Raw genomic sequence first — 24,381 nt, forward strand, 5'->3', positions numbered from 1 at the left:
GCAGCCCTTGCCCCCTGGCTGCAGGCGTACAACACGCGACGACGCCACACCGCCCTGAAGGGACTCCCATCCGTCAGCCGTCTGTCACCAACGTCATGACCGAGTACATCTAGCGCCTGCGTGACGGGGCGCGGCGCTCGAGGAGGGCGCCGCTGCCGACGGGGATCTCCGCGAAGAGGGTCTCGAGCACGACCGCCGGGTCGGTGTGGAGCAGGCGTGACGGCAGCGAGCGCAGGAGCGTCACGAGCGAGGCGGGCAGCGTCTCGTAGGCCTCGCCCGAGAGCACGAGCAGGCGCTCGCCACAGGCGATCCGGGCCGAACCGGGCGCACCGGGGGTCTCGGGCACGAGGTGCACGTCGTCCGACGTGACGAGCAGGGCCGGGGGTGCCGCCCACGAGCGCACGACGACCTCTCCGTCGTCCTGGCACACCACGTCGGTGTGGCAGGGCCCCCGCGTCCCGGCGTCGAGGTCCGCGGTGCCGTCACCGACGGTCACGACGAGTCGGCCGTCCACGCGTTCGGCGTAGGCCTGCGCCCCGGCCTGCTGCAGCATCGTCACCTCCCAGGCGACCGCGTCGGCGCCGGTGACGAGGTGGCGCCGGGCGAGCCCGCGCGGTCGGGCGGCGACGGTGCTCACCGCCGGCCTCCCGTCGCAGGTCCCCGCACCTCGAGCATCCCGCACCGGCGGAGCACGTCGAGGTTGCGCGAGCTCGGGTTGGTGACCCGGACCTCGATGCCGTGTCGCAGGCAGCCGCGCTTGACCCAGAGGAGCACGGCCACCGTGGCCGAGGAGAGCCGGGCCACGCCCGAAAGGTCGACACACACCGTGCCGTGGCCGCTCATGAGCAGTCGGGCCACCTGGCCACGCAGCTCCCGGAGGTCGCGGAGCAGGGTCTCGTCGTCGAGGCGCACCTCCACCGCGTGCCCAGCGGGCGCCAGGGTCATCTCCACCGTCATCCGTCCTCCCCGAGGGTCTCGTGCCCGGTCTCGTCGTGCTCCCCACGCTGGCAGGTGGGTGTCTCGCTGGTCGGTCGGGTTCTTTGCAGTTGTGTGACAACTCCCGGCGGCCGACCACGCCCGGACCGGCCGCGACCGGCCCGACTGGCAGCATGAGGGCATGCCACCCCGCCTGCTCGTGCTCGAGGACGACGACGGCATCCGGACCGCGCTCCGGATGTCGATGGAGGACGAGGGCTACGACGTGGTCGACCGCTCGGACGCCGAGGGCGCGCTCCAGGCGGTGCGCGACGAGGCGCCCGACCTCATGCTCGTCGACCTCATGCTCGGCGGGATGGACGGCTTCTCGTTCATCCGGTCGGTGCGCCCGACGAGCTCGGCGCCGATCATCGTGCTCAGCGCGCGGGCCGACACCCACGACATCGTGGCGGCCCTCGAGGCGGGGGCGGACGACTACGTGACCAAGCCCTTCGAGGTCAAGGAGGTCAGTGCGCGGCTGCGGGCGCTGCGCCGCCGCCCGCCCGTGGCGCCGAGCGAACCCGCCGGCAGCGCCGGGGCCGTCGTCGTCGATCGCCATGGCGGCCCGCTCGTGCTCGACCGGGATGCCGGTGTGCTCCGGCGCGGTGACGTGGACGTCCACCTCACGGTGACCGAGTTCCGCCTGCTCGGCGAGCTCGTGTCGGCCGCGGGGCGCGTGCTGAGCCGCCGCCAGCTGCTCGAGACCGTCTGGGACCGGGGCTACTTCGGTGACGAGCGCATCGTCGACGTGCACGTGCGCCGCCTCCGCACCAAGATCGAGCCGGATGCTGCCCGTCCCGAGCTGCTCGTGACCGTGCGGGGTCTCGGCTACCGGCTCGACCCGCGCTGAAGCGCCTGGGCTGGTGGGCGGATGACACGGTGACGGACGACGCGGGTGACGCGGTGGCGGGCGACGCGGTGGCGGGCGACCGGGGGAGCGCCGCGCGGCCCCGCGCCGGGCTGGGGCGGGTCTTCGCCGACAGGCTGCGACGCGCGGGCTGGCGCCTGCCCGGGCTGGGGCTGCGGGCCACGGTGACGGTCTCGTTCGCCGCGGGCGCGCTCGCCCTCTCGGTGCTGCTCTCGGTCGGCACCTACGTCGCGGCTCGGCACTACCTCGTCGACCAGCGCGAGCGGGTCGCCCTGCGCCAGGCCTTCGTCGACGCGTCCGTCATCCGTGACGGCCTGCTGACGAGCGGCGCGCGCACGAGCGACGTCATCGGGTCGATCTCGCCGCCGTCGGGCTCCGACGTCGTGCTTAACCGGAACGGCCGCTGGTTCTCCTCGTCACTTCGTGAGGGCTCGACGAGCGTGCCCGCGGACGTCGCCGACGCGGCCACGGCCGGGACGGTCACGCTCGCGTGGACGCGCACGTCGAGCGGCCCCGGCATCGTCGTCGGGGTGCCCCTGCCGGCGGTGCGGGCCCGGTTCTTCGAGGTCACCTCGACGACGGAGCTCGCTGCCACCCTGTCGACCCTGACCAACGTCCTGGCGAGCTTCGCCGTCGTCACGACCCTGAGCGGGGCCCTCGTGGGGCGTGCCGCGTCGCGGCGCCTCGTCGCGCCGCTCGACTCGATCGCGGGCGCCGCCGCCCGGATCGCCGTCGGAGAGCTCGGCACCCGGCTGCCGGGCACCGACGACCCCGACCTGGCGGTCATCGTCGGCTCGTTCAACAGCATGGTCGAGACCCTCCAGGAGCGCATCGAGCGCGACGCCCGTTTCGCGGCCGACCTCTCGCACGAGCTGCGCTCACCGCTGACGACGCTCAAGGCCAGCGTCGACGTGCTCTCGCGACGGCGCGAGGAGCTGAGTCCCCGGTCGCAGCAGGCGCTCGACCTCGTCGCCGTGGAGCTCGACCGCCTCCACCGCTCGCTGGAGGACCTGCTCGAGCTCGGCCGCCTCGACGCCGGCGTCGTGACCCGGGAGCTCACGGCGACCGACCTCGCCGAGCTCGTCCGGCACGCCCTGCGCGACAGCAGGCGCCCGGTAGAGGTGCTCGACGACGGCTCGTCGGCGGCCGGCACCGGCACCGCTCCCGAGCTGCCGGTGCTCGTCGACCGGGGCCAGCTCCACCGCGCGCTGCTCAACCTCTTCGGCAACGCCGAGACGCACGGTGGCGGTCTGACGGCCGTGACCGTGCGTCGGAGCGGCGACCAGGCCGTCGTCCTCGTCGACGACGCCGGTGACGGGGTGGCCCCCGCCGACCGCGAGCGGATCTTCGAACGCTTCGCCCGCGCCGGGTCCCGGGGATCGCGGCCCGGCACGGGTCTCGGCCTCAGCCTCGTCGCCGAGACCATGCGCGCGCACGGTGGCGCGGTCTGGTGCACCGAGGCCCCCGGTGGGGGAGGACGCTTCGTCGTGCGGCTGCCGCTGCGACCCGCCGGCGACGCGGAGGTGCGGGCATGAGGCCGCGGGCGCTCGCCCTGCTCGCGGCCCTCGGCGTGCTGGTGGTGGCCGGTTGCGGTCTGCCGCAGTCGACCCCGGCGCAGCTGGTCGACCCGACCGACGTGCCCTACCGGCTCGTCGACCCTGCGCCGTCCGGGCCGTCGACGTCGGTGCGGGGCACGGTCACGACGACCCCCCGGGTCTACCTGCTGACGACGGACGAGCTGCTCACGCCCGTGGCGGCCCCGCTGTCGCGTGCCGGCCTCGGGCCGGTCGTGGCGGCCCTGCTCGACCGCCTCGCGCAGGGCCCCGACTCCCAGCAGCGCGCCGCGGGGCTCGCCACGGCGCTGGGGTCAGGGTTCGTGCTGCGGCTCGAGCGCGTGGCCGGGAGGACCGCGGTCGTCGAGCTCGACCCCGGAGAGCGCGAGCTCAACGCCAGCCGGCTGCCGCTCGCCGTCGGCCAGGTCGTGCTGACCCTGACCTCCCTCGACGGCATCGACGACGTGCAGTTCGTCAGGCAGGGGCGCCCCGCGGAGGTCCCCCTGCCGGACGGCGCGCTGACCTCGTCGCCCGTCGACGGCGACGACTACGACTCCCTCGTCGGGCCACCGAACGGCAGCACCGCTCCCACGTCCCCGTAGCTGCCGGGGGGAGAAGACGGCTGCAACTGCGCCACGGCGCGGTTCGGGCCGGCATACGGGCTGGTTGGCGGCTGGAAGTGCGCCACGGCGCGGTTCGGGCCGGCATACGGGCTGGTTGGCGGCTGGAAGTGCGCCACGGCGCGGTTCGGGCCGGGGTACGGGCTCGTTGGCGGCTGGAAGTGCGCCACGGCGCGGTTCGGGGGGCGGGCCTGCGGGCGGGTGGTCTCGGCCTTCGCGCCGGCGGCGGCTCAGCCGTCGGTGCGGATGAGCATGGCGCGCACGGCTGCTCGTAGGTCGCCGGTGCCGTCGGCGGCGACCGCGGCCCGCATGCGCTGGTAGCCCGCGCCGTCGCGCAGGATGTCCTCGATGCCGGCGAGCTCGGCCGTGCAGCCCAGCCGCCGGGCGGTGGGCTGCAGCTGCTCGAGCAGGTCGTGGATGTCGTCGACGACGTGCAGCTCGGTGTTGTCGGCGTCGCGGATGATGATGGCGTCGAGGCCGTAGCGGGCCGCGCGCCACTTGTTCTCCTGCACGTGCCACGGCGGCAGCGGGCGGGCGAGCACGCCCTCGGCCAGCTGCCGCTCGAGGTGCGTGACGAGGCAGTGGATGAAGGCGGCGACGGCGGTGACGTCCTGCGGGCGGGAGAAGCCGTCGCAGGCACGCACCTCGATGGTGCCGAGCCGCAGCGACGGGCGGATGTCCCACCGCAGCTCGCTCGCGTCGCTGATGACGCCGGTCGTGTGCACGTCGTGGAGGTACTCGCGGTACTGCGGCCAGGTCTCGAACTGGAACGGCAGGCCGGCCGTCGGCAGCTGCTGGAAGAGCATGGTGCGGTTGCTCGCGTAGCCGGTGTCGGCGCCGGAGCCGTAGGGGGAGGACGCCGAGAGCGCGGTGAGGTGCGGGTGGTAGGTGAGCAGGGCGTTGACGAGCGGCCAGACCTTCGCGGCCGAGGTGACCCCGACGTGCACGTGGACGCCGAAGATCACCATCTGCCGGCCCCACCACTGGGTGCGGTCGATGAGCGTGGCGTAGCGGGGGCCCTCGGTGACCTGCTGGTCCTCCCAGCGTGCGAAGGGGTGCGCCCCGCCGCCGTAGAGGAGCACCCCGAGCTCGTCGGCGGCGGCCTGCACCCGGGCGAGGCCGTCGCCGAGGTCGGCGGCGGCCTCCTCCGCGTTGACGCAGATGCCGGTCACGATCTCGACCGTGTTGCGCAGCAGCTCCTGCGTCACGGTCGACCGCGACTTCGTCGGGCGCGCGTGCCCGTGGTCCTCGGGCGCGTTCGCGAGGGCGAGCAGTTCGTCGGCGCGCGAGGTGAGGTCGAAGGTGACCGGGTCGATGAGCCCGACCTCCCACTCCACGCCGAGCGTCTGGCCCGCCGAGGGGGAGAACCGGGTGTCGAGCGGTGCGTCGTGCATCGGGGGCCTCCGGAGCCGCGTCGGATATGCATCATGGCCCGGCGCCCTGTGGGGCACCGGGCCATGTGTCCGTCCTGACGAGCAGGACCGTGGGGTGAGTGACGGGACTTGAACCCGCGGCCACCTGGACCACAACCAGGTGCTCTACCAGCTGAGCTACACCCACCATGCACAACACGAGCCGGGCCCAAGGGCTCGGCGCCGTGTCACGGCGTCGACAATGCTACAGGCTCCGGTGAGGTGCTCGTGACCACCCCGCCGGACGGCATACGGCCTCGGCCGCGAGGGCGGTCGCGGCCGTGTGCCGGGGGGTCAGTGCTCGATGACGTGCGGGCTCGCGAGCGCCTTGGCCGTGGCGCTGTCGGGGCCGGGCTGGGGCACGAAGACGGCCTCGCGGTAGTAGCGCAGCTCGGCGATCGACTCGCGGATGTCGGCGAGGGCGCGGTGCCCGCCGGACTTCTTCGGGGCGTTGAAGTAGACGCGGGGGTACCAGCGCCGCGACAGCTCCTTGATCGAGCTGACGTCGATGATCCGGTAGTGCAGGTAGGACTCGAGCACCGGCATGTCCCGCGAGAGGAAGCCGCGGTCGGTCGCGACGGTGTTGCCGCCGAGGGGCGCCTTGCGCGGCTCGGGGACGAAGGTGCGCACGTAGTCGAGCACGATGTGCTCGGCCTCCTTGAGCGTGACGCCGCCGTCGAGCTCGGTGATGAGGCCCGAGCTCGTGTGCATGTCGCGGACGAAGTCGTCCATCTGCTCGAGGGCCTCGTCCGGCGGCCGGATGACGACGTCGATCCCCTCCCCGAGCTGGTTGAGCTCGAAGTCGGTGACGAGCGCGGCCACCTCCACGAGGGCGTCGGACGTCAGGGAGAGGCCCGTCATCTCGCAGTCGATCCAGATGATCCGGTCGGCGATGGCTCGGTGGTTCGTGTCGCTCACCGCTCCACCATAGAGGCTGGGGTCGGCAGGGCCGCTGCACTAGCCTGCGTCCATGAGCTCAGGGGACCCGACGACCATGCAGCCGGCCGGTGCGCCGGGCAGCCCGGCACCGCAGTGGAGCCCGGCTGCCAACCCGACGCGCCGCCCCCTCCTGCGCACGGTGATCACGGCCGGGATCGTCGCCAGCGGCTTCCTCGTCTGCCTGCTCGTCCTGCTCGACATCCTCGGCCAGCGCCTGACGACCCAGACCATCGTCGTGGCCGCGCTCATGGCGATCGTGCCGGTCTTCGTCATCGTGCCGACCTTCCTCTGGCTCGACCGCTACGAGGCGGAGCCGGTTCGCTACCGGGTGTTCGCGTTCCTCTGGGGCGCGCTCGTCGCGGTCGTCGGCGCCTTCTTCCTCAACACGTTCGGGCTCAAGCTGCTCGTCGAGGCGGCCTGGAACGACCCGCTCGCGACGGGCGCCGTCTACCTCGCACCGGTCACCGAGGAGACCCTCAAGGGCCTCGGCATCCTGCTCATCTTCCTGCTGCGGCGCCGCGAGTTCGACGGCGTCATCGACGGCATCGTCTACGCCGGCCTCATCGGCGCCGGCTTCGCCTTCAGCGAGAACATCCTCTACCTCGGCCAGGCCTACAACGAGTACGGCAGCGAGGGCCTGACGGCGACCTTCCTCGTGCGCGGGCTGATGGGCCCCTTCGGCCACCCGCTCTTCACCTCGCTCACCGGCATCGGGATCGGCATCGCCGTGACGGCCCGCCGCCCGGCCACGCGGGTGCTCGCCGTCGTCGTCGGCTGGGTCTGCGCCATGCTCCTGCACGGGCTGTGGAACCTCTCGGCGCTCGCCGGCATGGACGGCTTCTTCGAGGCCTACCTCACCTACCAGGTGCCGCTCTTCCTCGCCTTCCTCGGCTTCCTGCTGTGGCTGCGTCGTCGCGAGGGTCGCCTCATCGGCCGTCACCTGTCGCCGTATGCCGACGCCGGCTGGCTCACGCACGCCGAGGTGACGATGCTCTCCCACCTGCGCCTGCGGCGGGCGGCGCGGTCGTGGGCACGACGCACGGGCGGCCGCGCGGCGCGCCGGTCGATGGACGCCTTCCAGGACAGCGCGAGCGACCTCGCGCTGCTGCGCTCGCGGATCGTGCGCGGCACGGCGGAGGAGGGCGCGGCCGCCCGCGAGCTCGTGCTGCTCGAGGCCATCACGGCCCACCGCCGCGACTTCATCGGCTCGCCCGTCACCTGAGCCGGCTCGGACGCGGGGCCGGGTCGGCGGGTGCCTATCATGGGCTCGGCCACCGGCAAGGCGACGACCCGGGCCGGCCGGCCCCTGTAGCTCAGCGGATAGAGCAAGAGCCTTCTAATCTCTTGGTCGCAGGTTCGAGTCCTGCCGGGGGCGCCCAGGTCACGAGTCGGAACCGGTCTGCCGGTGCCGGGCTCGTCGGTTTGGCGCGGTTCGCCCGACACGGAAGAATCGCGGCTGTGGCAGACATCTCCGGCGCCGGCACCGACCGGCTCCTCTCGACGGTCCAGGGGCTGCGCTCCGCCGTCGCCGACGCCACCCTCCCGCTGGAGCTCGCCGGGGCCGAGGCCGCTCGCCTCGAGCGCTCCGCCCTGCTCCACCAGCTCGACGACTACGTGCTCCCGCGCCTCACCGCCCTCGACGCCCCGCTGCTCGCCGTCGTCGGCGGGTCGACGGGCGCCGGCAAGTCGACCCTCGTCAACTCCGTCGTCGGGCGCGAGGTGTCGCTGCCCGGCGTCCTCCGGCCGACGACGCGCTCGCCGGTGCTCATCCACCACCCGTCCGACGCCGCCTGGTTCTCGGGGCCGCATATCCTGCCGGGCCTGGCCCGGATCACCGGACGACACTCGGCCTCCGACGGCCCCGGCGCGGTGCGGCTCGTCTCCACCGACGCCGTCGCGCCCGGCCTCGCCCTCATCGACGCCCCGGACGTCGACAGCGTCGTCGCCGCCAACCGCGACCTCGCCACGCAGCTGCTCGCCGCCGCCGACCTCTGGATCTTCGTCACCACCGCCGCGCGCTACGCCGACGCCGTGCCGTGGGAGCTGCTGCGCGGGGCGTCCGAGCGCGGCACCGCCGTCGCGGTCGTGCTCGACCGCGTGCCGGCCGAGGCCGCCGACGACATCCGCACGCACCTCGCGGGGATGCTCCGCGAGCAGGGGCTCGACCAGTCGCCGATCTTCACCGTGCTCGAGTCGCAGCTCGTCGACGGCCTGCTGCCCGCCGAGCAGTCCGAGCGGCTGCGGGCCTGGCTCGGCGCCCTCGCCGGTGACGCGCAGGCGCGCGCCGTCGTCGTGCGCCAGACGCTCGAGGGCGCGCTCGCCTCCCTCGACGCGCGCACGCGCGCCGTGGCCGCGGCGACCGAGGCCCAGAACGCCGCGGCCCGCGCGCTCGTCGGCGCCGCGGCGACGGCATACGACGAGGCGGCCGAGCACGTGCGCGACGGGATGGTCGACGGCACGCTGCTGCGCGGCGAGGTGCTCGCGCGGTGGCAGGAGTTCGTCGGCACCGGCGAGTTCTTCCGCCAGGTGGAGTCGACGGTCTCGCGCGTGCGGGACCGCTTCACGGCGCTCCTCAAGGGGGAGCCGGCACGCGCCGAATACCTCGGCGAGGCGCTGCAGACGGGGGTCGAGGCGCTCGTCGTCAACCGCGCCGAGCTCGCGGCCGGCCAGATCGCCCGCGCGTGGCGGCTGCTGCCCGGCGGCGACCAGCTGCTCGCCGCGCAGCCCGCGCTCGCCGTCGCGGGCCCGCGCATCGACACGCGGATCCAGCGACTCGTGCGCGACTGGCAGGGCGACATCCTCCAGATGGTGCGCGACGAGGGCCGCGACCGGCGCACGACCGCGCGGATCATGGCCTACGGCGTCAACGGGCTCGGCGTCGTGCTCATGCTCGTCGCGTTCTCGAGCACCGGTGGGCTGCTCGGTGCCGAGGTGGGCATCGCCGGCGGCACCGCGGTCGTCGGGCAGAAGCTGCTCGAGGCCGTCTTCGGCGACCAGGCGGTGCGCGAGCTCGCGAAGAAGGCCCGCGAGCAGCTGATGACCCGGGTCGACGAGCTCTACGCCGCCGAGCTCGCCCGCTACGAAGGAGCAGTCACGACGGTGCAGGCCGACCCCGAGCAGACCGAGCGGCTCGTCCGCGCCGCCGAGGCCGTGCAGGCCGCCCGATGAGCCCGATCCGCATGGGCAGCGCCACGGTGCGCACCGTCTCGGCCGCCGAGCTCGCCACGCGCACGGCCGAGCTCGAGGCCGCGCTGGGCTCCGGCGCGGGGGAGCTCGACCCCGCGGCGGCGGACAACGCGCGGCGCGTCGTCACCAAGGCGGCAGAGCGCAGCGGCATCGCCGGTGACCACACGGTCGTGGCGCTCGCCGGCGCCACCGGCAGTGGCAAGTCCTCGCTCTTCAACGCGCTCGTCGGCGCCGACGTCGCGACGATCGGCGCCCGCCGGCCCACGACGTCCCTTCCCAGCGCCGCCGTCTGGGGCGACGCCGACGCGTCGGAGCTGCTCGACTGGCTCGGCGTGACGACCCGGCACGTCGTCGACGAGAGCCGCCCCGGCGGGGCGGACGGGCGGCAGCGCCGGGGCCAGGTGGCCGGCTCGCTCGGCGGGCTCGTGCTGCTCGACCTGCCCGACTTCGACTCGCGGGTCGTCGAGCACCGGCACGAGGCCGAACGGGTGCTCGAGCTCGTCGACGTCTTCGTGTGGGTGACCGATCCGCAGAAGTATGCCGACGCGCGCCTCCACGACGAGTTCGTCAGCCTCATGTCGCGCCACGACGCGATGACGCTCGCGGTGCTCAACCAGTCCGACCGCCTCGGCCGCGAGGCCCTGGCGTCGGTGCGCACCGACCTGACGAAGCTGCTCGTCGCCGACGGGGTCGCAGGAGCGGCCGTGCTGACGACGTCGACGGTGACCGGTGACGGTGTGCCCGACCTCCAGCAGCGACTGGCGAATGCCGTTGCAGGACATGCTGCTTCGCGTCAGCGCCTGAAGTCCGACGTCGTCGGTGCCGCCGAGCGGCTGCGGTCGGGGGTGTCCGAGACCGAGCCCGACGTGCGGGCCCTGGCGCGCACCGACCTCGACGCCGCCCTCGGCCGCGCTGCGGGCGTGCCGATCGTCCTCGACGCCGTCGAGCGCGACCACCGCCGGGAGGCGTTCGCCCACACGGGTTGGCTCTTCGGCCGGTGGACCACGGGCTTCGCCGCCGACCCGCTGCGCCGGCTTCGCCTCGACCGCACCGGTGGGCGACCGTCGATCCCCGTCGACATCGACGCCTCCGAGGTGCGCGCGGTGCTCGGCCGCTCGTCCATCCCCACGCCGACGGCCTCCACGGTGTCGGCCGTCGAGCTCGCCACGCGCACCTTCGTCCGCGACGCGTCGACCGGCCTGCCGGTGCGCTGGTCGCACGCCGTCGAGGACGCCGTCGACGAGGGTGACGGCTCGCTCGGCGACGCCCTCGACCGAGCCGTCGCCGGCACCTCGCTGCGCGCGCGCCGCCCCGCCTGGTGGTTCGTCGTCAACGTCCTCCAGTGGCTCCTCGGCGTGCTCGCCGTCGTCGGGCTGCTCTGGTATGCCGTGCTCTGGGTCGGTGGCCTGCTGGCCTTCGCGCGCCCGGAGACCCCGACGCTCGGCATCGTGCCGCTGCCGCTCGTGCTGCTCGTCGGGGGAGTCGGCCTCGGCATCCTGCTCGGCGTGCTGTCGAGGGCGTGGGCGCGCGTGGGGGCGCGCCGGCGCCGGACGCTCATCGCGCAGCGCCTGGACGAGTCGGTGGCGGGGGTCACCGACGCCCACGTCCTCGCCCCCGTCGACGCGGTGCTGGCACGGCACCGCGTGACGCGCGAGCACCTGGCCGCCGCCGCGCGCTGACCGCGCTCGCGCGCGAGCACGACGTCCGGGACGGCCGCAGGGGCGTCGTCCACACCCCCTCCGAGGGGGTGGGCCGTTGTCCACAGCCGCGGGGCAGGGCCTGCCGCGGCGGGTGCGGCGCCGGGAGAGTGGGAGCAGGCGGCACGAGGCCGCCGGTGACCACCAGGAGCGCTCGATGAACGAGATCGGCATCACCGTGCACGGCAACGTCGTGACCGACCCGACGGTGCGGCGTGACCGCAACGGCAGCAACTTCACGACCTTCCGGGTCGCGACGACGCCCTACAAGCGCACGGCCGACGGGCGGTTCGTCGACGGCGACACGAGCTTCTACAGCGTCATCGCCTTCGACGCCCTGGCCGGCAACGTCGCCGCGTCGCTCCGCAAGGGCCAACCGGTCGTCGTGTCCGGCACCGTCGCAAACAAGGAGTTCGTCGGCGCCGACGGAGGTCCGCGCCAGTCCTCGGAGATCGAGGCCAAGCACGTCGGCCACGACCTGTCGTGGGGGCGCTCGGCCTTCGAGCGGGTGAGCCGGGCGGCGGCGCTGGGCCAGGACCGCACGGCCGACCCCGAGGTGCAGGCCTCGCTCCGGGCCATCGCGGATGGCGGGTCCGCGTCGCGCCCGGTGGGTGTCGACGAGGACGGCGTCGCCTCTGCGGACTACGAGCCCGGCGGAGCCTCCGGGCCGGACGACACGAGCGACCCCGAGGAGACGGCCGACGAGGTGCCCGAGCCGGGCGACCCGCTCACCGACCCCTACGAGGTCGTCGACCGGGCGTCCGCCTGACCGTCGGTCCTGGGATTCCCAGGACCGACGGCTGGTGGCAGCCGGGTCGGGCCCGGTCAGAAGTCGATCGGGGGCGTGTCCATCTCGCTGCAGTTGTCGCCGGCGTTGTTGACGTTGCGGCAGACCCTGATGTTCATCTTGATCTTGTCACCGGCCGTCTTGTCGAGCGCCGACATCTTGTCGAGGACGTTGATGGACGGCGAGGTGTAGAGGGTCGTGCCATTGCCGCACACTTCCTTGCGCAGCTCGTAGCCGGAGAGGCCGACACCGAACCAGGTGCCCGTGTAGCCGTAGTGGACCTTGGGTCGGAACGTGATGTAGGCGCACGAACCGTCGGCCTTGGTGTCCTTCACCGAGGCGCTGAACGAGTAGGTCTGTGCAGAGGTCGACCAGCTGCCGGAGGACGATGCCCCCGTCGTGCTGAGCGACCAGGTGCCGGTCTGGGCGTGAGCCATCGAGTTGCCGACGAACAGCAAGGCGACGGTCGTGCCGATGAGTGCCGAGGAGCGTGCTGCGATTCTCTTCATGATGCCCCTTCACAACGGGTGCCCGCCCGCAGGCGCCGGCGGATAGGCCGGAGCCTAGGGCTGATCACGTCTCCACGGACATGGATTCGGCGCCATGCCCTGTGGCCGATAGCCTCAGGGCATGGCCGAGTACATCTACACCATGACCCGCGCGCGCAAGGCGCACAACGAGAAGGTCATCCTCGATGACGTCTCGATGTCGTTCTACCCCGGTGCGAAGATCGGCATGGTCGGCCCGAACGGCGCCGGCAAGTCGACGATCCTCAAGATCATGGCGGGACTCGACCAGCCGTCCAACGGCGAGGCCCGCCTCGCGCCCGACGCGACGGTCGGCATCCTGCTGCAGGAGCCGCCCCTCAACGAGGAGAAGACCGTCCTCGGCAACGTCGAGGAGGGCGCCGGCGAGATCAAGGCCAAGCTCGACCGCTACAACGAGATCTCGGCCGAGATGGCCGACCCCGATGCCGACTACGACGCCCTGCTCGCGGAGATGGGCAAGCTGCAGGAGGACATCGACCACGCGGACGCGTGGGACCTCGACAGCCAGCTCGAGCAGGCGATGGACGCCCTGCGCTGCCCGCCGGCGGACTCGCCCGTCACCACCCTCTCCGGTGGCGAGCGTCGCCGCGTCGCCCTGTGCAAGCTGCTCCTGCAGAAGCCCGACCTGCTGCTGCTCGACGAGCCCACCAACCACCTCGACGCCGAGTCGGTGCTGTGGCTCGAGCAGCACCTCGAGAGCTACCCCGGCGCCGTCATCGCCGTCACCCACGACCGCTACTTCCTCGACAACGTCGCCAAGTGGATCGCCGAGGTCGACCGCGGCAGGCTCTACCCGTACGAGGGCAACTACTCGACCTACCTCGAGAAGAAGTCCGAGCGCCTGCAGATCCAGGGCAAGAAGGACGCGAAGCTCGCGAAGCGGCTCAAGACCGAGCTCGAGTGGGTCCGCAGCAACGCCAAGGGCCGTCAGGTCAAGAGCAAGGCCCGCCTGGCCCGCTACGAGGAGATGGCGGCCGAGGCCGAGCGCACCCGCAAGCTCGACTTCGAGGAGCTGCAGATCCCGCCGGGCCCGCGCCTCGGCTCGACGGTCATCGAGGTCAAGAACCTCAAGAAGGGCTTCGGCGACCGCGTCCTCATCGACAACCTCTCGTTCTCGTTGCCGCGCAACGGCATCGTCGGCGTCATCGGCCCGAACGGGGTCGGCAAGTCGACGCTCTTCAAGACGATCGTCGGCTTCGAGGAGCCCGACTCGGGCGAGGTCAAGATCGGCGAGACCGTCAAGATCTCCTACGTCGACCAGGGCCGCGAGGGTCTCGACCCGACGAAGAACCTCTGGGAGATCGTCTCGGACGGCCTCGACTACATGAAGGTCGGCAACGTCGAGATCCCCTCGCGTGCCTACGTCAGCCAGTTCGGCTTCAAGGGCCCGGACCAGCAGAAGCTCTCCGGGGTCCTCTCCGGTGGTGAGCGCAACCGCCTCAATCTCGCGCTGACCCTCAAGCAGGGCGGCAACCTGCTGCTCCTCGACGAGCCGACCAACGACCTCGACGTCGAGACGCTGGGCTCGCTCGAGAACGCCCTGCTCGACTTCCCGGGCTGCGCCGTGGTCATCACCCACGACCGGTGGTTCCTCGACCGGATCGCGACGCACATCCTCGCCTACGAGGGCACCGAGGAGAACCCGTCGCGCTGGTACTGGTTCGAGGGCAACTTCGAGTCCTACGAGGCCAACAAGGTCGAGCGCCTCGGCCCGGATGCCGCTCGCCCGCACCGCGTCACGTACCGCAAGCTGACGCGCGACTGAGCGCCCGTCGACGACGCCGGCGCGAGCCGTCGACAGACAGGAGGGCCGGGACGCACTGCGTCGCGGCCCTCCGGCGTCAGATCCAGCCCTTGCGGCGGAAGACGACGTAGAGGGCGACGGCAACCCCCGCGATGACGGCTGCGCTGAACACGACGCCCCACGGCTGCTGGAAGCCGGGGTAGGGCACGTTCTGGCCGAACCAGCCCGTGACGGCGGTGGGGACGGCGATGATCGCGGCCCACCCGGTCAGCTTCTTCATGACGGTGTTGAGCCGGGCGTCCTGCAGCGACAGGTTCGTCTCGAAGATCGTCGTCACCATGTCGCGCAGCGACTCGGTCCACTCCGCCGCTCGCAGGACGTGGTCGTAGAGGTCGTCGTAGAAGCCGTCGAGCTCGGTGTGCCGCTGGTCGAGCTCGCCGCGGTGGCGCAGCACGGCGTTGACGACGTCGCGCATCGGCAGCACGACGCGGCGCAGCTCGACGAGCTCCTTGCGCAGCCGGTACGTGCGCACCTGCACGGTGTGGGTGCGGCCGCGCTCGTCGAAGAGGAGGTCCTCGAGGGCCTCGATGGCGTCGTCGAGCTGCTGGATCGCCTCGAAGTGGCCGTCGACGACGGTGTCGAGCAGGCCGTGCACGAGGGCGCCGACGCCCAGGCGGAGCAGCTCGGGGTCGTCGTTCCAGCGGTCGAGCACGGGCTGCATGTCGAACGCGTCGCTGCTGCGGACGGTGATGATGCCGCCGGGCAGCACGAACGCCGAGATGCGGGCCGTGCGCAGGCGCGACTCGGGGCCGGCGGGCTCGGTGTCCGCGGCCGCACCGTCGCGGTGCGCGCCTCCCAGCTCGCCGGTTGCCTCCGTCTCGGGGCCGCGCTCGAGCCGGGTCGCGTAGACGGTGAGGAAGGTGTGCTTCGCGATGCCGGGTCGCCTTGGGGCGCTCACCGGCCGACACGGCGTCCTCGACGGCGTGCGGGTCGAGCCCCAGCTCGCCGGCGAGGGCGCGCAGACCCGCGTGGTCCGGCTCGCAGAGGTCGACCCAGATGAGGGAGTCCTCGCGGTGCAGGAGGTCGGAGACGTCCTCGAGGGGGAAGCCCTCGTCGACGACCTTGCCGTGCTCCCACCGGCAGGAGGTGATGCGCCCGGCGCTGTCGTTGCCCACGCCGCCAGTCTCGCAGCCCACCCGGGCTCCCGACGTCAGGCGATGAGGGGCGTCACCTCGCGCCGTCCGCCGCAGTGGCCGCCCTGGGCGGCCTGCCAGGCGGACGCGAGGCGACGACCGACCTCGTCGGCCTCGTCGGGCGCCACGCAGAACGGCACGCGAACCCACCGCGAGAACCCGCCCTCGGCGCCGAACTGCCCGCCGCGGGCGAGCCGGATGCCGTGCGCCTCGGCCACCCGGGCCAGCTCGTCGCCACGCGCCTCCGGCAGCTCGCACCAGAGGTTGAGCCCGCCGCTCGGCACGTCGAAGCGCCAGTCAGGCAGGTGCCGGCGAAGCGAGCCGACTAGGGCGTCGCGCCGGGCCTTGGCCTCTCGCCGTCTCTCGATGAGGAGTGAATCGCCCTGTCGCAGCAGCTCGGTCACGACGAGCTGCTCGAGGATCGCCGTGCCGAGGTCGAGGCTGTGGCGCGCCTCGATGACGGCCTCCGCGCCCCCGCGGGGAGTCCGCACCCAGCCGACCCGCAGCCCGCCCCACCACGTCTTGCCGGCGCTGCCGAGGGTGTGCGCGTCGCGCGACGTCGCGGCGAACGGTGCCACGGGGTCCTCGTCCCCGAGGGCGAGCTCGACGAAGGTCTCGTCGACGACCGGCGTCGTCCCGGCCCGGGCGAGCACCCGTCCGAGCGCCTCGCGCGTGTGGACGTCCATGACGAGGCCGGTGGGGTTCTGGTGGTCGGGGATGAGGTAGGCGGCGCGGGCGCCGCTCTGGCGCACCGTCGTCGCGATCGCCTCCACGTCCCAGCCCGTCGGCGTCAGCGGGGCGGGCACGGCCCGGTAGGCCGACCGCCGCACGCCGACGATGGCGTTCGGGTACGTCGGGCTCTCGACGACGACGCGGTCGCCGGTCTCGAGCCGGGCGCGGAGCACCGCGGAGAGCGCCCCGTGCGCGCCGGAGGTGATGACGACCTGACCCGGGTCCGTCGGCAAGCCACGTCCCTCGAACCACGCCGCGACCGCCTCGCGGGTCTCGGGGAGGCCGCGCGGGTCGTAGCCGGCGGTCGCGAGGTGGCGCGGCAGCTCGGTCAGGGCGTGCTCGTAGGCGGCGGTGACGCCCGCCGCGGCCGGGAGGGCGGCATACGTGAGGTCGATGACGTCGGGCGGCACGTCGGTCGGGATGAGGCCCGCCTGCGAGAGGGCGAGTCCGGCGGGCCCGGACGGCAGGCGCACGACGCTGCCCGAGCCGCGACGCGTCACGACGAAGCCGTCGTCGCGCAGGGTGTCGAGGGCGGCGCCCACCGTCGTGCGGCTGAGGCCGAGCTCGGTCATCAGGGTCCGCTCGCTCGGCAGGCGGGTGCCGACGAGGAGGCGCCCGTCGCAGACGAGGCGGCGGACGGCGTCGGCGAGGCCGCGGTACGCCGGCCGGGGCAGCGGCTCGGGGCCGAGCAGCAGGGCGAGCGATCGGGCGGAGATGGTGCGCACCGGTCCACTGTCGCACGACTGGACCTGAGAAGTCGGTCCACTTGGCGGCATGCTGGGGGCATGCGCCGCTCCGTGCCCCTCGCCAACCTCAGCCCGCGCCAGCAGCTGCGGGCCGGCCGACTGCCCCGCCGCCTCACCCAGCTGCTCGGCGGGCTCACGCTCTACGGCGTCTCCATGGCCATGATGATCCGCTCGACGCTCGGCCTCGACCCGTGGGACGTCTTCCACGCAGGCATCACGAGCCACCTGCCGATGACCTTCGGCCAGGTGACGATCGTCGTCGGCGCCCTCGTGCTGCTGCTCTGGGTGCCCCTGCGCCAGTGGCCGGGGCTCGGCACCGTGGCCAACGTCGTCGTCATCGGGCTCGCGGCCGACGCCGGCCTCGCCCTCATCGCTCCGCCCGAGGCCCCGTGGGCGCGGGTGCTGATGCTCACCTCGGGCATCGTGCTCAACGGCGTCGCGGGCGGGCTCTACATCGGCAGCCAGCTCGGGCCGGGCCCGCGCGACGGGCTCATGACCGGTGTCGCGCGCCGCACCGGCCTGTCGATCCGCCTCGTGCGCACCTCGATCGAGGTCACGGTGCTCGCGGTCGGCTGGCTCCTCGGCGGCCCCGTCGGTCTCGGCACGGTGGCGTATGCCGTCCTCATCGGTCCGCTCGTGCAGTTCTTCCTGCCCCGCCTCACCGTCGACCTCGGGCAGCCGACGGTCTCAGCCGCCGAGGCGCCAGGAGTGCAGCACCCGGCAGCGACCGGGCTCGTACCAGGCGAGGTCGAGCCGCTCGGCCCGGCACCGGGCCGGTAGCCACGGCGCGACGAGCGCGCGCGTCGACGCCTCGGAGACGTCGGCGCCCAGGGCGTCGAGCGTCAGGTGCGGCACGACGGCGGCGAACCGGCCGGCATACGGCGGGCACTGCGGGAAGGCGTCCGCCAGCTGCGCGGTCAGCTGCGCGAAGGGCGCCGACGGGGCCGGCAGGAGGTGGACGATGCCGTTCGGGAAGGTGTCGACGGTGTCGAGGGTGAAGTCGAACGGCGCTGTGCCGGAAGCGATCTCGCCGACCTGTCCGAGCGCTTCGACCGTCTGGTCGGTGAGGTCGAGGAACGGCCCGAGGGCCGTGACGTGCGCGTGCGTGAAGGCCGGGTCCGCCGAGACGTAGTCGAGGTCGTAGTGCCGGGTGCGGGCGAGCACGAACGGCTCGAGCGGCGGCACCGGGACCTGCAGCACGGCGTGCCCGCGCCACTCGGGGCGGTCCCCGGTCGGCACCGGCTCGGCCGGCACCGCCTCAGCGGCCGGCGCCGACGAGCCGCAGCGCGAGGGCGGCGTTCGTCGCGCCGATCTCGGCGGGGGAGCGCCGGATCGTGGGGGAGTACCACCGGGCGACGTCGACGACGATCGAGAGCAGCGCCAGCGCCGTGTCGCCGGTGTCGGCGCTGTCGTCGACGGTGAAGCTGCCGTCCGCGAGCCCGCGGTCGAGCACGTCGCGCACGAGCGAGTCCATCTCCTTGCGCAGCGCGAGAACCTCGGCGTGGTGGTCGGGGGTCAGGTGGTGGTGCTCGTACTGCACGACGCGGGCCACCTGGTACTGCTCGACGTGCCACTCGCTGAAGCGGGCCATCAGGGCGGCCAGCTGGTCGGCGGGCGTCGTGTGCGCGGCGATCGCCGCGCGCAGCAGCCGCAGCGCGGACTCGTGCCCGCTCCGGCTGAGGTGGAAGAGCAGCTCCTCCTTGGAGCCGAAGTGCACGTAGACGCCGGCGGGCGACAGGCCGGCGCCCGACGCGATGTCGCGCGTCGTCGTCGCGTGGAAGCCCTTGTCGGCGAACGCGTGCGCGGCCGCCTGCATGAGCCGGTCGACCGTCGAGGCGTCCGGATCCGCGGACGGGGCGGAGGCCGTCGCCGGGGCGGGGGGCGTCGTCTGCGTGGGCTGCGGCACGTTGACAGCATGCCGCAGCGGAGGGAGACTAAGCAAGCGCTTAGTTACCGGTCGGTACCGCGCCACGCACCCGCTCGCCCGATGGAGGACGCCATGCCCCGCAACATCTACGACGAGGACCACGAGGCGATGCGCGCCTCGGCGCGCGAGTTCGTCGCGCGCACCCTCGCCCCGCGCGCCGAGGAGATGATCGAGGGCAAGTCGATCCCGCGCGACATCTGGCTCGAGGCCGGCAAGCAGGGCTTCTTCGGCCTCGACATCCCCGAGGAGTTCGGCGGGGCGGGCGTCGACGACTACCGCTTCAACGCCGTCGTCGCCGAGGAGATGTCGCGCTTCAACGCGGCGACGAGCTCGTGCTTCGGCATCCACTCGGACGTGTGCCCGCCCTACGTCGTCGACCTCGGCACCGAGGAGCAGAAGCAGCGCTGGCTGCCCGGCATGGCGAGCGGAGAGCTCATCTGCGCCATCGCCATGACGGAGCCCTCCGGCGGCTCCGACCTCGCTGCCCTCAAGACCACCGCCGTGCGCGACGGCGACGGCTGGGTCCTCAACGGCTCCAAGACCTTCATCACGAACGGCTACCAGGCCGACCTCGTCATCGTCGCGGCCCGCACCGACCCCTCCAAGGGCGCCAAGGGCATCACGCTGCTCATGGTCGAGCGCGGGATGGAGGGCTTCGTCAACGGCCGCAAGCTCGACAAGGTCGGCATGGACGAGTCCGACACGGCGGAGCTGTTCTTCGAGAACGTCCGTGTGCCCGACGAGAACCGCCTCGGCGAGGAGGGCATGGGCTTCATCGCGATGATGCAGCGCCTGCCGCAGGAGCGCGTCGGCGCGGCCGTCAGCAACGTCGCGCACGCCAAGGCGATCCTCGAGGAGACGATCCAGTACGCCAAGGACCGCAAGGCCTTCGGCCAGCCGATCGGCGCCTTCCAGCACAACAAGTTCCTGATGGCCGAGCTCGTCACGAAGATCGAGGTCGCCGAGGCGTACGTCGACGACTGCGTGGCCGCTCACGCCGAGGGCAAGCTGTCGGCCGTCGACGCCGCCAAGGCGAAGTGGTGGAGCTCGCAGGTGCAGAACGACGTGCTCGACCACTGCGTGCAGCTGCACGGCGGCTACGGCTTCATGAACGAGTACCGCGTGGCCCGCGCCTGGCGTGACGCCCGCGTCACGAAGATCTGGGCGGGCTCGAACGAGATCATGAAGGAGCTCATCGGCCGGGACCTCGGCTTCTGATGGGCGTGCACGAGGGCGCGGTCGCCATCGTCACGGGCGCGAGCCGCGGCATCGGGCTCGGCATCGCCGAACGTCTCGTCGCCGAGGGTGCCCGTGTCGTCATCACGGCCCGCAAGCCGGAGGCGCTCGCCGAGGCCGTCGCGACGCTCGGCGGCCCGGAGCACGCGCTCGGGATCGCCGGCAACGCCGCCGACGAGGCGCACCAGGACGAGGTGGTCGCCGCCGCCCGCGAGACGTTCGGCGGGTTGCACCTGCTCGTCAACAACACCGGCATCAACCCCGCCTACGGGCCGATGCTCGACTCCGGCGTCGACATCGCGCGCAAGGTGCTCGACGTCAACGTCGTCGCCGCCTTCTCGTGGATCAAGAAGGCCGTCGCCGCCGGCCTCGGTGACGACGACCACCCCGGCGCGGTCGTCAACCTCGCCTCGGTGGCCGGGCAGGGCGCGAGCGGCGTCATCGGGTGGTACGGCGTGTCCAAGGCGGCGCTCATCCACCTCACGACCGAGCTCGGCTACGAGTTGGGACCCGACGTGCGCGTCAACGCCGTGGCCCCGGCCGTCGTCAAGACGAAGTTCGCGGAGGCGCTCTACGAGGGGCGTGAGGAGAAGGTGGTGCGCGCCTACCCGATGAAGCGGCTCGGCGTGCCCGAGGACGTCGCCGGAGCGGTCAGCTTCCTGCTGAGCCGCGACGCGTCGTGGATCACCGGGCAGACCCTGACCATCGACGGCGGGGTGACCCTCGGGGGCGCTCTCTGACGGGTCACCCTGCGCCACAGGTGATCTCGCCGATCAGGTATGCCGTCCGGGCCCGTGCTGCTGCACGGGCCCGGACGCATGTCGGCCGCCATTTGACAGAGGTCAGGGTGCCCTTACTAAGGTGAGGCTTACCTTAGCCACCCGAGGATGTCCGACGGGCACGGCTGGGGCTCCCGTCCCCTGACAGAGAGACGCCTCACGTGTCCCGCCTCACGACCGCCCTCGTCACCGCCGCAGCCGCGGTGCTCGTCCTCGCCGGGTGCACCACCGGGCCCACCGGTGGCGCCGCCGCCCCGACCGCCGCAGCCGGGTCGGGCGGCACGTCCACCGGCGCCGACCCCACGGCCTACCCCGTCACCCTGACCGACGCCTTCGGCTCGGCCACGATCACGAAGGAGCCGAAGCGGGTCGTGACCCTCGGCTGGTCGGACGCCGACCACGTGGCCGCGCTCGGGGTGGCCCCGGTGGGTGCGCCCAAGGTGTCGTGGGGTGGCAACGCGAAGCTCTCGACCGACTGGTTCGACGCGCAGCTGGCGACCTTCGTCGGCGCCGCACCGACCCGCTTCGACGACTCCGACGGCAACCCCGTCGAGGAGATCGCGAAGCTGGCGCCCGACCTCATCCTCGCGACGAACTCCGGCATCACGAAGGACGAGTACGACAAGCTGAGCAAGCTCGCGCCCGTCGTCGCCTACCCGGAGGTCGCCTACGGCACGCCGTGGAAGGACTCGCTCGAGACGATCGGCAAGGCGCTCGGCCGCTCGGGTCGCGCCGACGAGGTCGAGCGGGCGACGGAGGCGACGCTGGCCAAGGCCCGGGCCGACCACCCGCAGCTCGAGGGCAAGACGTTCGTCTACGGCTACGTCGCGCCGACCGACCTCTCGCAGATCGGCTTCTACACCCCGAGCGACCTGCGGCCCCAGATGCTGACCGAGCTCGGCATGAAGAACGCGCCGTTCGTCGAGGCCCGGGCCAGGTCGTCCAAGGAGTTCTACCTCACCGTCAGCGCCGAGCAGGCGGCCGCGCTGGACTCCGACGTCTTCCTCACCTACATCACCGAGGACTCCGAGGTGCAGACGATGACGAAGGACCCGCTCGTCGGACGGGTGCCGGCGATCCGGTCGGGTGCGCTCGTCGCGACCAAGGACCAGAAGGTGGGCCTGACGATGAGCTCACCGACGCCGCTGTCGATCCCCTACATGACCAGGCTGTTCGTGCCGCTCGTCGCGGCGGCAGCCGACAAGGCCGCAGCCTCCTGATGGTGAGCCCGCAGACCGTCGAGCGCGTGGGGGAGGCGGCCCCGGCGCCCGTGCCGCCGTCGCGGCCGGGGTCGGGTGCGCGTCGTCGCGCCGTCGCCGTCACCGCCGTGCTCGCCGGGCTGCTGCTCGTGGCGCTCGTCTGCTCGATCACGTTGGGGTCCAAGCCGATCCCGCTGTCAGACGTGGTGCAGGTGCTCCTCGGCCACGGCGACGGCATCGACGACCGGGGCATCGTCGATGCCCGGCTCGCGCGCACCGCGGTGGGCGTCCTCGTCGGGGCGGCCCTCGCCGTCGCAGGCGCCGCCATGCAGGGCCTGACCCGCAACCCGCTGGCCGACCCGGGCCTGCTCGGCGTCAACGCGGGGGCGGCTCTCGCGGTCGTCGTGGCGATCAGCGTCTTCGGGGTGGGCTCCCTGACCGGCTACGTCTGGTGGGCCATGGCCGGCGCGGGCGTCGCGGCGGTGCTCGTCCACGCGCTCGCCGGCCTCGCCGGTGGCGGGGTGACGCCACTGCGGCTCACCCTCGCGGGGGCGGCCGTGACGGCGGGCCTCACGAGCTGGTCGTCCGGCCTGCTCGTGTCGAACCGTCAGTCCTTCGACGCGTTCCGGTTCTGGCAGGTGGGGACGATCGGCGGGCGCGGGCTCGACCTCGTGATGACCGTGCTGCCCTTCGTCGTCGTCGGCCTCGTCGTCGTGCTGCTCGCCGTGCGCCGGCTCAACGCGCTGGCCCTCGGCGACGACCTCGCCCGCGGCCTCGGCGAGAACGTCGTGCTCGCCCGCGTCGCCGTCGCCGTGGGGGTCGCCGTGCTCTGCGGCGCGGCCACCGCCCTCGCCGGGCCGGTCGGCTTCCTGGGGCTCGTCGTGCCGCACGTCGCGCGCTTCGTCGTCGGCCCGGACCACCGCCGCATCGTCCCGGTCTGCCTCGTCGCCGGTCCGACCCTGCTGCTCCTCGCCGACACGGTGGGGCGCCTCGTCGCGAGGCCGAGCGAGGTCCAGGCCGGCATCATGACGGCGGTCGTCGGGGTGCCCTTCTTCGTCGTGCTCGTGCGCCGGGGACGGATGGCGAGCCTGTGAACGGCGTGTCCACGGCGCCGGCCACGGGCACCGCGCCCGGCAGCACGCCCGTCGCGGGCCCCGTCGCGGGCCCCGTTGGGGTCGAACCGCTCACCCCGGCCGCGCCCGTCCCGGCGGCCGACGTCTCCCGCGTGCGCCGCGCCCGGCTGCGCCCGGCGCGGAGGGTGCGGCTCGTGCTCGCGGGCCTCGGTGTGGCCGCCGTGGGTTCCGTGCTGGTGCGGGTGCTGCTCGGCGACTACGTCGTCGCGCTCGCCGACCTCCTGCCGATCCTGCGCGGCGAGATGCTCCCCGACGCGCCGGGTGCGTCGTTCATCGTCATGGAGGCCAAGCTCCCGCGCGCCCTGCTCGGTGCCCTCGCCGGCTCGGCGTTCGGCGCCGCGGGCTCGATGTTCCAGACGACCCTGCGCAACCCGCTCGCGAGCCCCGACATCATCGGGATCAGCCTCGGCGCCTCCGCCGCCGCCGTCGTCGCGCTGACCGTCCTCGACGCGCAGGGCCTGTGGCTCCCGGCCGCCGCGCTCGCCGGCGCCCTCGCCGTCAGCCTGCTCATGCTGGCCGTGGCCCGGGGAACGGCCCTCGCCGGGCAGCGGATGGTCCTCGTGGGCATCGGCATCGCCGCCCTGCTCGCCAGCGTCATCCAGCTCGTCATGACCCGCACCTCGGTCCAGGACGCGCAGGCGGCCCTCGTCTGGCTCACCGGCTCCCTGGCGCGCGCCACCTGGCCCGTCATCGGCCTCCTCGCCCTCTCGCTGGCCGTGCTCGCCCCGCTCCTGGCCACCTGCTCGGCCTGGATGCGCCTCGCCGAGCTCGGTGAGGACGTGTCGACGACCCTGGGCGCACCGGCCGGCCGGGCGCGTCTCGGCCTGCTCGTCGCCGTGGCCATGGCCGCGGCCGCGACGAGCGCGACCGGACCCATCGCCTTCGTCGCCTTCGTCGCCGGCCCGATCGCGCGCCGGCTCTGCGGCGGACGGCCGTCGCTGTGGGCCGCGGCCCTCGTCGGTGCCGTCGTCGTCGTGCTGTCGGACTTCGCCGGCGACTACCTCATCCCCGACGTCAACCTGCCGGTCGGCGTCGTCACGGGTGCGCTCGGCGCGCCCCTCATGGTCGCGGTCGTCGTGGCCGCCGGACGAGCCGGAAGGGCTTGAG

General features: G+C 73.2%; 23 protein-coding genes and 2 tRNA genes. 15 read left to right on the forward strand and 10 right to left on the reverse strand.

The annotated features are described in order from the left end of the window. Positions 1–109: 109 nt before the first annotated feature. Positions 110–637 (reverse strand): hypothetical protein, encoded by a 528-nt coding sequence (locus ABD979_RS15440; RefSeq protein WP_345508389.1) that lies wholly within the window; start codon positions 635–637, stop codon positions 110–112. Then, complete coding sequence (locus ABD979_RS15445) at positions 634–957, reverse strand: STAS domain-containing protein (RefSeq protein WP_345508390.1); 324 nt, start codon at positions 955–957, stop codon at positions 634–636. Before ABD979_RS15445 ends, ABD979_RS15440 begins: the two co-directional genes overlap by 4 nt. A 160-nt stretch (positions 958–1,117) precedes the next feature. On the opposite strand from ABD979_RS15445, the gene ABD979_RS15450 reads away from it, so the two are divergent. Genes ABD979_RS15450 through ABD979_RS15460 form a run of 3 tightly spaced genes read left to right on the forward strand, consistent with a single transcriptional unit; the run spans position 1,118 to position 3,998 of the window. After that, positions 1,118–1,825, forward strand: coding sequence for a winged helix-turn-helix domain-containing protein (locus tag ABD979_RS15450; protein ID WP_345508391.1), 708 nt, complete (start codon positions 1,118–1,120; stop codon positions 1,823–1,825). A 29-nt stretch (positions 1,826–1,854) separates the two neighbouring features. Then, on the forward strand, positions 1,855–3,378 hold the full coding sequence (locus ABD979_RS15455; RefSeq protein WP_345508392.1) for a sensor histidine kinase: 1,524 nt from the start codon (positions 1,855–1,857) through the stop codon (positions 3,376–3,378). After that, a complete protein-coding gene (locus tag ABD979_RS15460) occupies positions 3,375–3,998 on the forward strand; it encodes a GerMN domain-containing protein (protein ID WP_345508393.1) in 624 nt (207 codons plus the stop codon). The genes ABD979_RS15455 and ABD979_RS15460 overlap by 4 nt, the downstream gene beginning before the upstream one ends. A 248-nt stretch (positions 3,999–4,246) precedes the next feature. Here ABD979_RS15460 and ABD979_RS15465 read toward each other — a convergent pair whose 3' ends face one another. The 3 genes from ABD979_RS15465 to orn all read right to left on the reverse strand — a co-directional run bounded on the left by ABD979_RS15465 (position 4,247) and on the right by orn (position 6,346). Beyond that, on the reverse strand, positions 4,247–5,410 hold the full coding sequence (locus ABD979_RS15465) for a glutamate--cysteine ligase (protein ID WP_345508394.1): 1,164 nt from the start codon (positions 5,408–5,410) through the stop codon (positions 4,247–4,249). Between the two features lie 90 nt (positions 5,411–5,500). Then, positions 5,501–5,576 (reverse strand) — tRNA-His (locus ABD979_RS15470). Between the two features lie 146 nt (positions 5,577–5,722). Next, positions 5,723–6,346: an oligoribonuclease gene (gene orn, locus ABD979_RS15475; protein ID WP_345508395.1), complete on the reverse strand. Its 624-nt coding sequence runs from the start codon at positions 6,344–6,346 to the stop codon at positions 5,723–5,725. Positions 6,347–6,398: 52 nt separating this feature from the next. Here orn and ABD979_RS15480 point away from each other — a divergent pair, with 52 nt between their 5' ends. The 5 genes from ABD979_RS15480 (at position 6,399) to ABD979_RS15500 (ending at position 12,019) form a co-directional block, all read left to right on the forward strand. Continuing rightward, positions 6,399–7,589 (forward strand): PrsW family intramembrane metalloprotease, encoded by a 1,191-nt coding sequence (locus ABD979_RS15480; RefSeq protein WP_345508396.1) that lies wholly within the window; start codon positions 6,399–6,401, stop codon positions 7,587–7,589. An 80-nt stretch (positions 7,590–7,669) separates the two neighbouring features. After that, positions 7,670–7,742 (forward strand) — tRNA-Arg (locus ABD979_RS15485). Positions 7,743–7,825: 83 nt separating this feature from the next. Continuing rightward, on the forward strand, positions 7,826–9,535 hold the full coding sequence (locus ABD979_RS15490; protein WP_345508397.1) for an ABC transporter: 1,710 nt from the start codon (positions 7,826–7,828) through the stop codon (positions 9,533–9,535). Next, complete coding sequence (locus ABD979_RS15495; protein ID WP_345508398.1) at positions 9,532–11,232, forward strand: GTPase; 1,701 nt, start codon at positions 9,532–9,534, stop codon at positions 11,230–11,232. The genes ABD979_RS15490 and ABD979_RS15495 overlap by 4 nt, the downstream gene beginning before the upstream one ends. 175 nt (positions 11,233–11,407) lie before the next feature. Continuing rightward, the gene (locus ABD979_RS15500; RefSeq protein WP_345508399.1) at positions 11,408–12,019 is read left to right on the forward strand and encodes a single-stranded DNA-binding protein; all 612 of its coding nucleotides are present in this window, start codon (positions 11,408–11,410) and stop codon (positions 12,017–12,019) included. A gap of 56 nt (positions 12,020–12,075) precedes the next feature. On the opposite strand, the gene ABD979_RS15505 is transcribed toward ABD979_RS15500, so the two are convergent. Further along, complete coding sequence (locus tag ABD979_RS15505) at positions 12,076–12,546, reverse strand: hypothetical protein (RefSeq protein ID WP_345508400.1); 471 nt, start codon at positions 12,544–12,546, stop codon at positions 12,076–12,078. Positions 12,547–12,667: 121 nt separating this feature from the next. On the opposite strand from ABD979_RS15505, the gene ettA reads away from it, so the two are divergent. Then, the gene (ettA, locus tag ABD979_RS15510; RefSeq protein ID WP_345508401.1) at positions 12,668–14,350 is read left to right on the forward strand and encodes an energy-dependent translational throttle protein EttA; all 1,683 of its coding nucleotides are present in this window, start codon (positions 12,668–12,670) and stop codon (positions 14,348–14,350) included. 76 nt (positions 14,351–14,426) lie between these two features. Here the strand turns inward: ettA and ABD979_RS15515 are convergent, their stop codons facing one another. Further along, on the reverse strand, positions 14,427–15,287 hold the full coding sequence (locus ABD979_RS15515; RefSeq protein ID WP_345508402.1) for a magnesium transporter CorA family protein: 861 nt from the start codon (positions 15,285–15,287) through the stop codon (positions 14,427–14,429). Between the two features lie 252 nt (positions 15,288–15,539). Beyond that, a complete protein-coding gene (gene yczR / locus ABD979_RS15520; RefSeq protein WP_345508403.1) occupies positions 15,540–16,979 on the reverse strand; it encodes a MocR-like transcription factor YczR in 1,440 nt (479 codons plus the stop codon). Between the two features lie 60 nt (positions 16,980–17,039). Between yczR and yczE the strand changes: the two genes are divergently transcribed. Continuing rightward, positions 17,040–17,780: a membrane protein YczE gene (gene yczE / locus ABD979_RS15525; protein WP_345508404.1), complete on the forward strand. Its 741-nt coding sequence runs from the start codon at positions 17,040–17,042 to the stop codon at positions 17,778–17,780. On the opposite strand, the gene ABD979_RS15530 is transcribed toward yczE, so the two are convergent. Continuing rightward, a complete protein-coding gene (locus ABD979_RS15530) occupies positions 17,688–18,254 on the reverse strand; it encodes a 2'-5' RNA ligase family protein (RefSeq protein ID WP_345508405.1) in 567 nt (188 codons plus the stop codon). The genes yczE and ABD979_RS15530 overlap by 93 nt on opposite strands. A 4-nt stretch (positions 18,255–18,258) precedes the next feature. Next, positions 18,259–18,906 (reverse strand): TetR-type transcription factor C-terminal domain-containing protein, encoded by a 648-nt coding sequence (locus ABD979_RS15535; protein ID WP_345508406.1) that lies wholly within the window; start codon positions 18,904–18,906, stop codon positions 18,259–18,261. A 93-nt stretch (positions 18,907–18,999) separates the two neighbouring features. Between ABD979_RS15535 and ABD979_RS15540 the strand changes: the two genes are divergently transcribed. The 5 genes from ABD979_RS15540 (at position 19,000) to ABD979_RS15560 (ending at position 24,380) form a co-directional block, all read left to right on the forward strand. Continuing rightward, positions 19,000–20,145 carry an acyl-CoA dehydrogenase family protein gene (locus tag ABD979_RS15540; protein WP_345508407.1) on the forward strand — a complete coding sequence of 382 codons (1,146 nt, stop codon included), beginning with the start codon at positions 19,000–19,002 and terminating at the stop codon, positions 20,143–20,145. Next, on the forward strand, positions 20,145–20,903 hold the full coding sequence (locus ABD979_RS15545; RefSeq protein ID WP_345508408.1) for an SDR family oxidoreductase: 759 nt from the start codon (positions 20,145–20,147) through the stop codon (positions 20,901–20,903). The genes ABD979_RS15540 and ABD979_RS15545 overlap by 1 nt, the downstream gene beginning before the upstream one ends. Before the next feature lie 200 nt (positions 20,904–21,103). After that, complete coding sequence (locus ABD979_RS15550) at positions 21,104–22,162, forward strand: iron-siderophore ABC transporter substrate-binding protein (RefSeq protein WP_345508409.1); 1,059 nt, start codon at positions 21,104–21,106, stop codon at positions 22,160–22,162. Next, positions 22,162–23,235, forward strand: a complete 1,074-nt coding sequence (locus ABD979_RS15555; protein ID WP_345508410.1) for a FecCD family ABC transporter permease — start codon at positions 22,162–22,164, stop codon at positions 23,233–23,235. Before ABD979_RS15550 ends, ABD979_RS15555 begins: the two co-directional genes overlap by 1 nt. Positions 23,236–23,240: 5 nt before the next feature. Beyond that, positions 23,241–24,380: a FecCD family ABC transporter permease gene (locus tag ABD979_RS15560; protein WP_345508411.1), complete on the forward strand. Its 1,140-nt coding sequence runs from the start codon at positions 23,241–23,243 to the stop codon at positions 24,378–24,380. Position 24,381: the final 1 nt, after the last annotated feature.

Origin of the sequence: Terrabacter aeriphilus (assembly GCF_039542985.1) — a bacterium.
Taxonomy (GTDB): domain Bacteria; phylum Actinomycetota; class Actinomycetes; order Actinomycetales; family Dermatophilaceae; genus Terrabacter; species Terrabacter aeriphilus.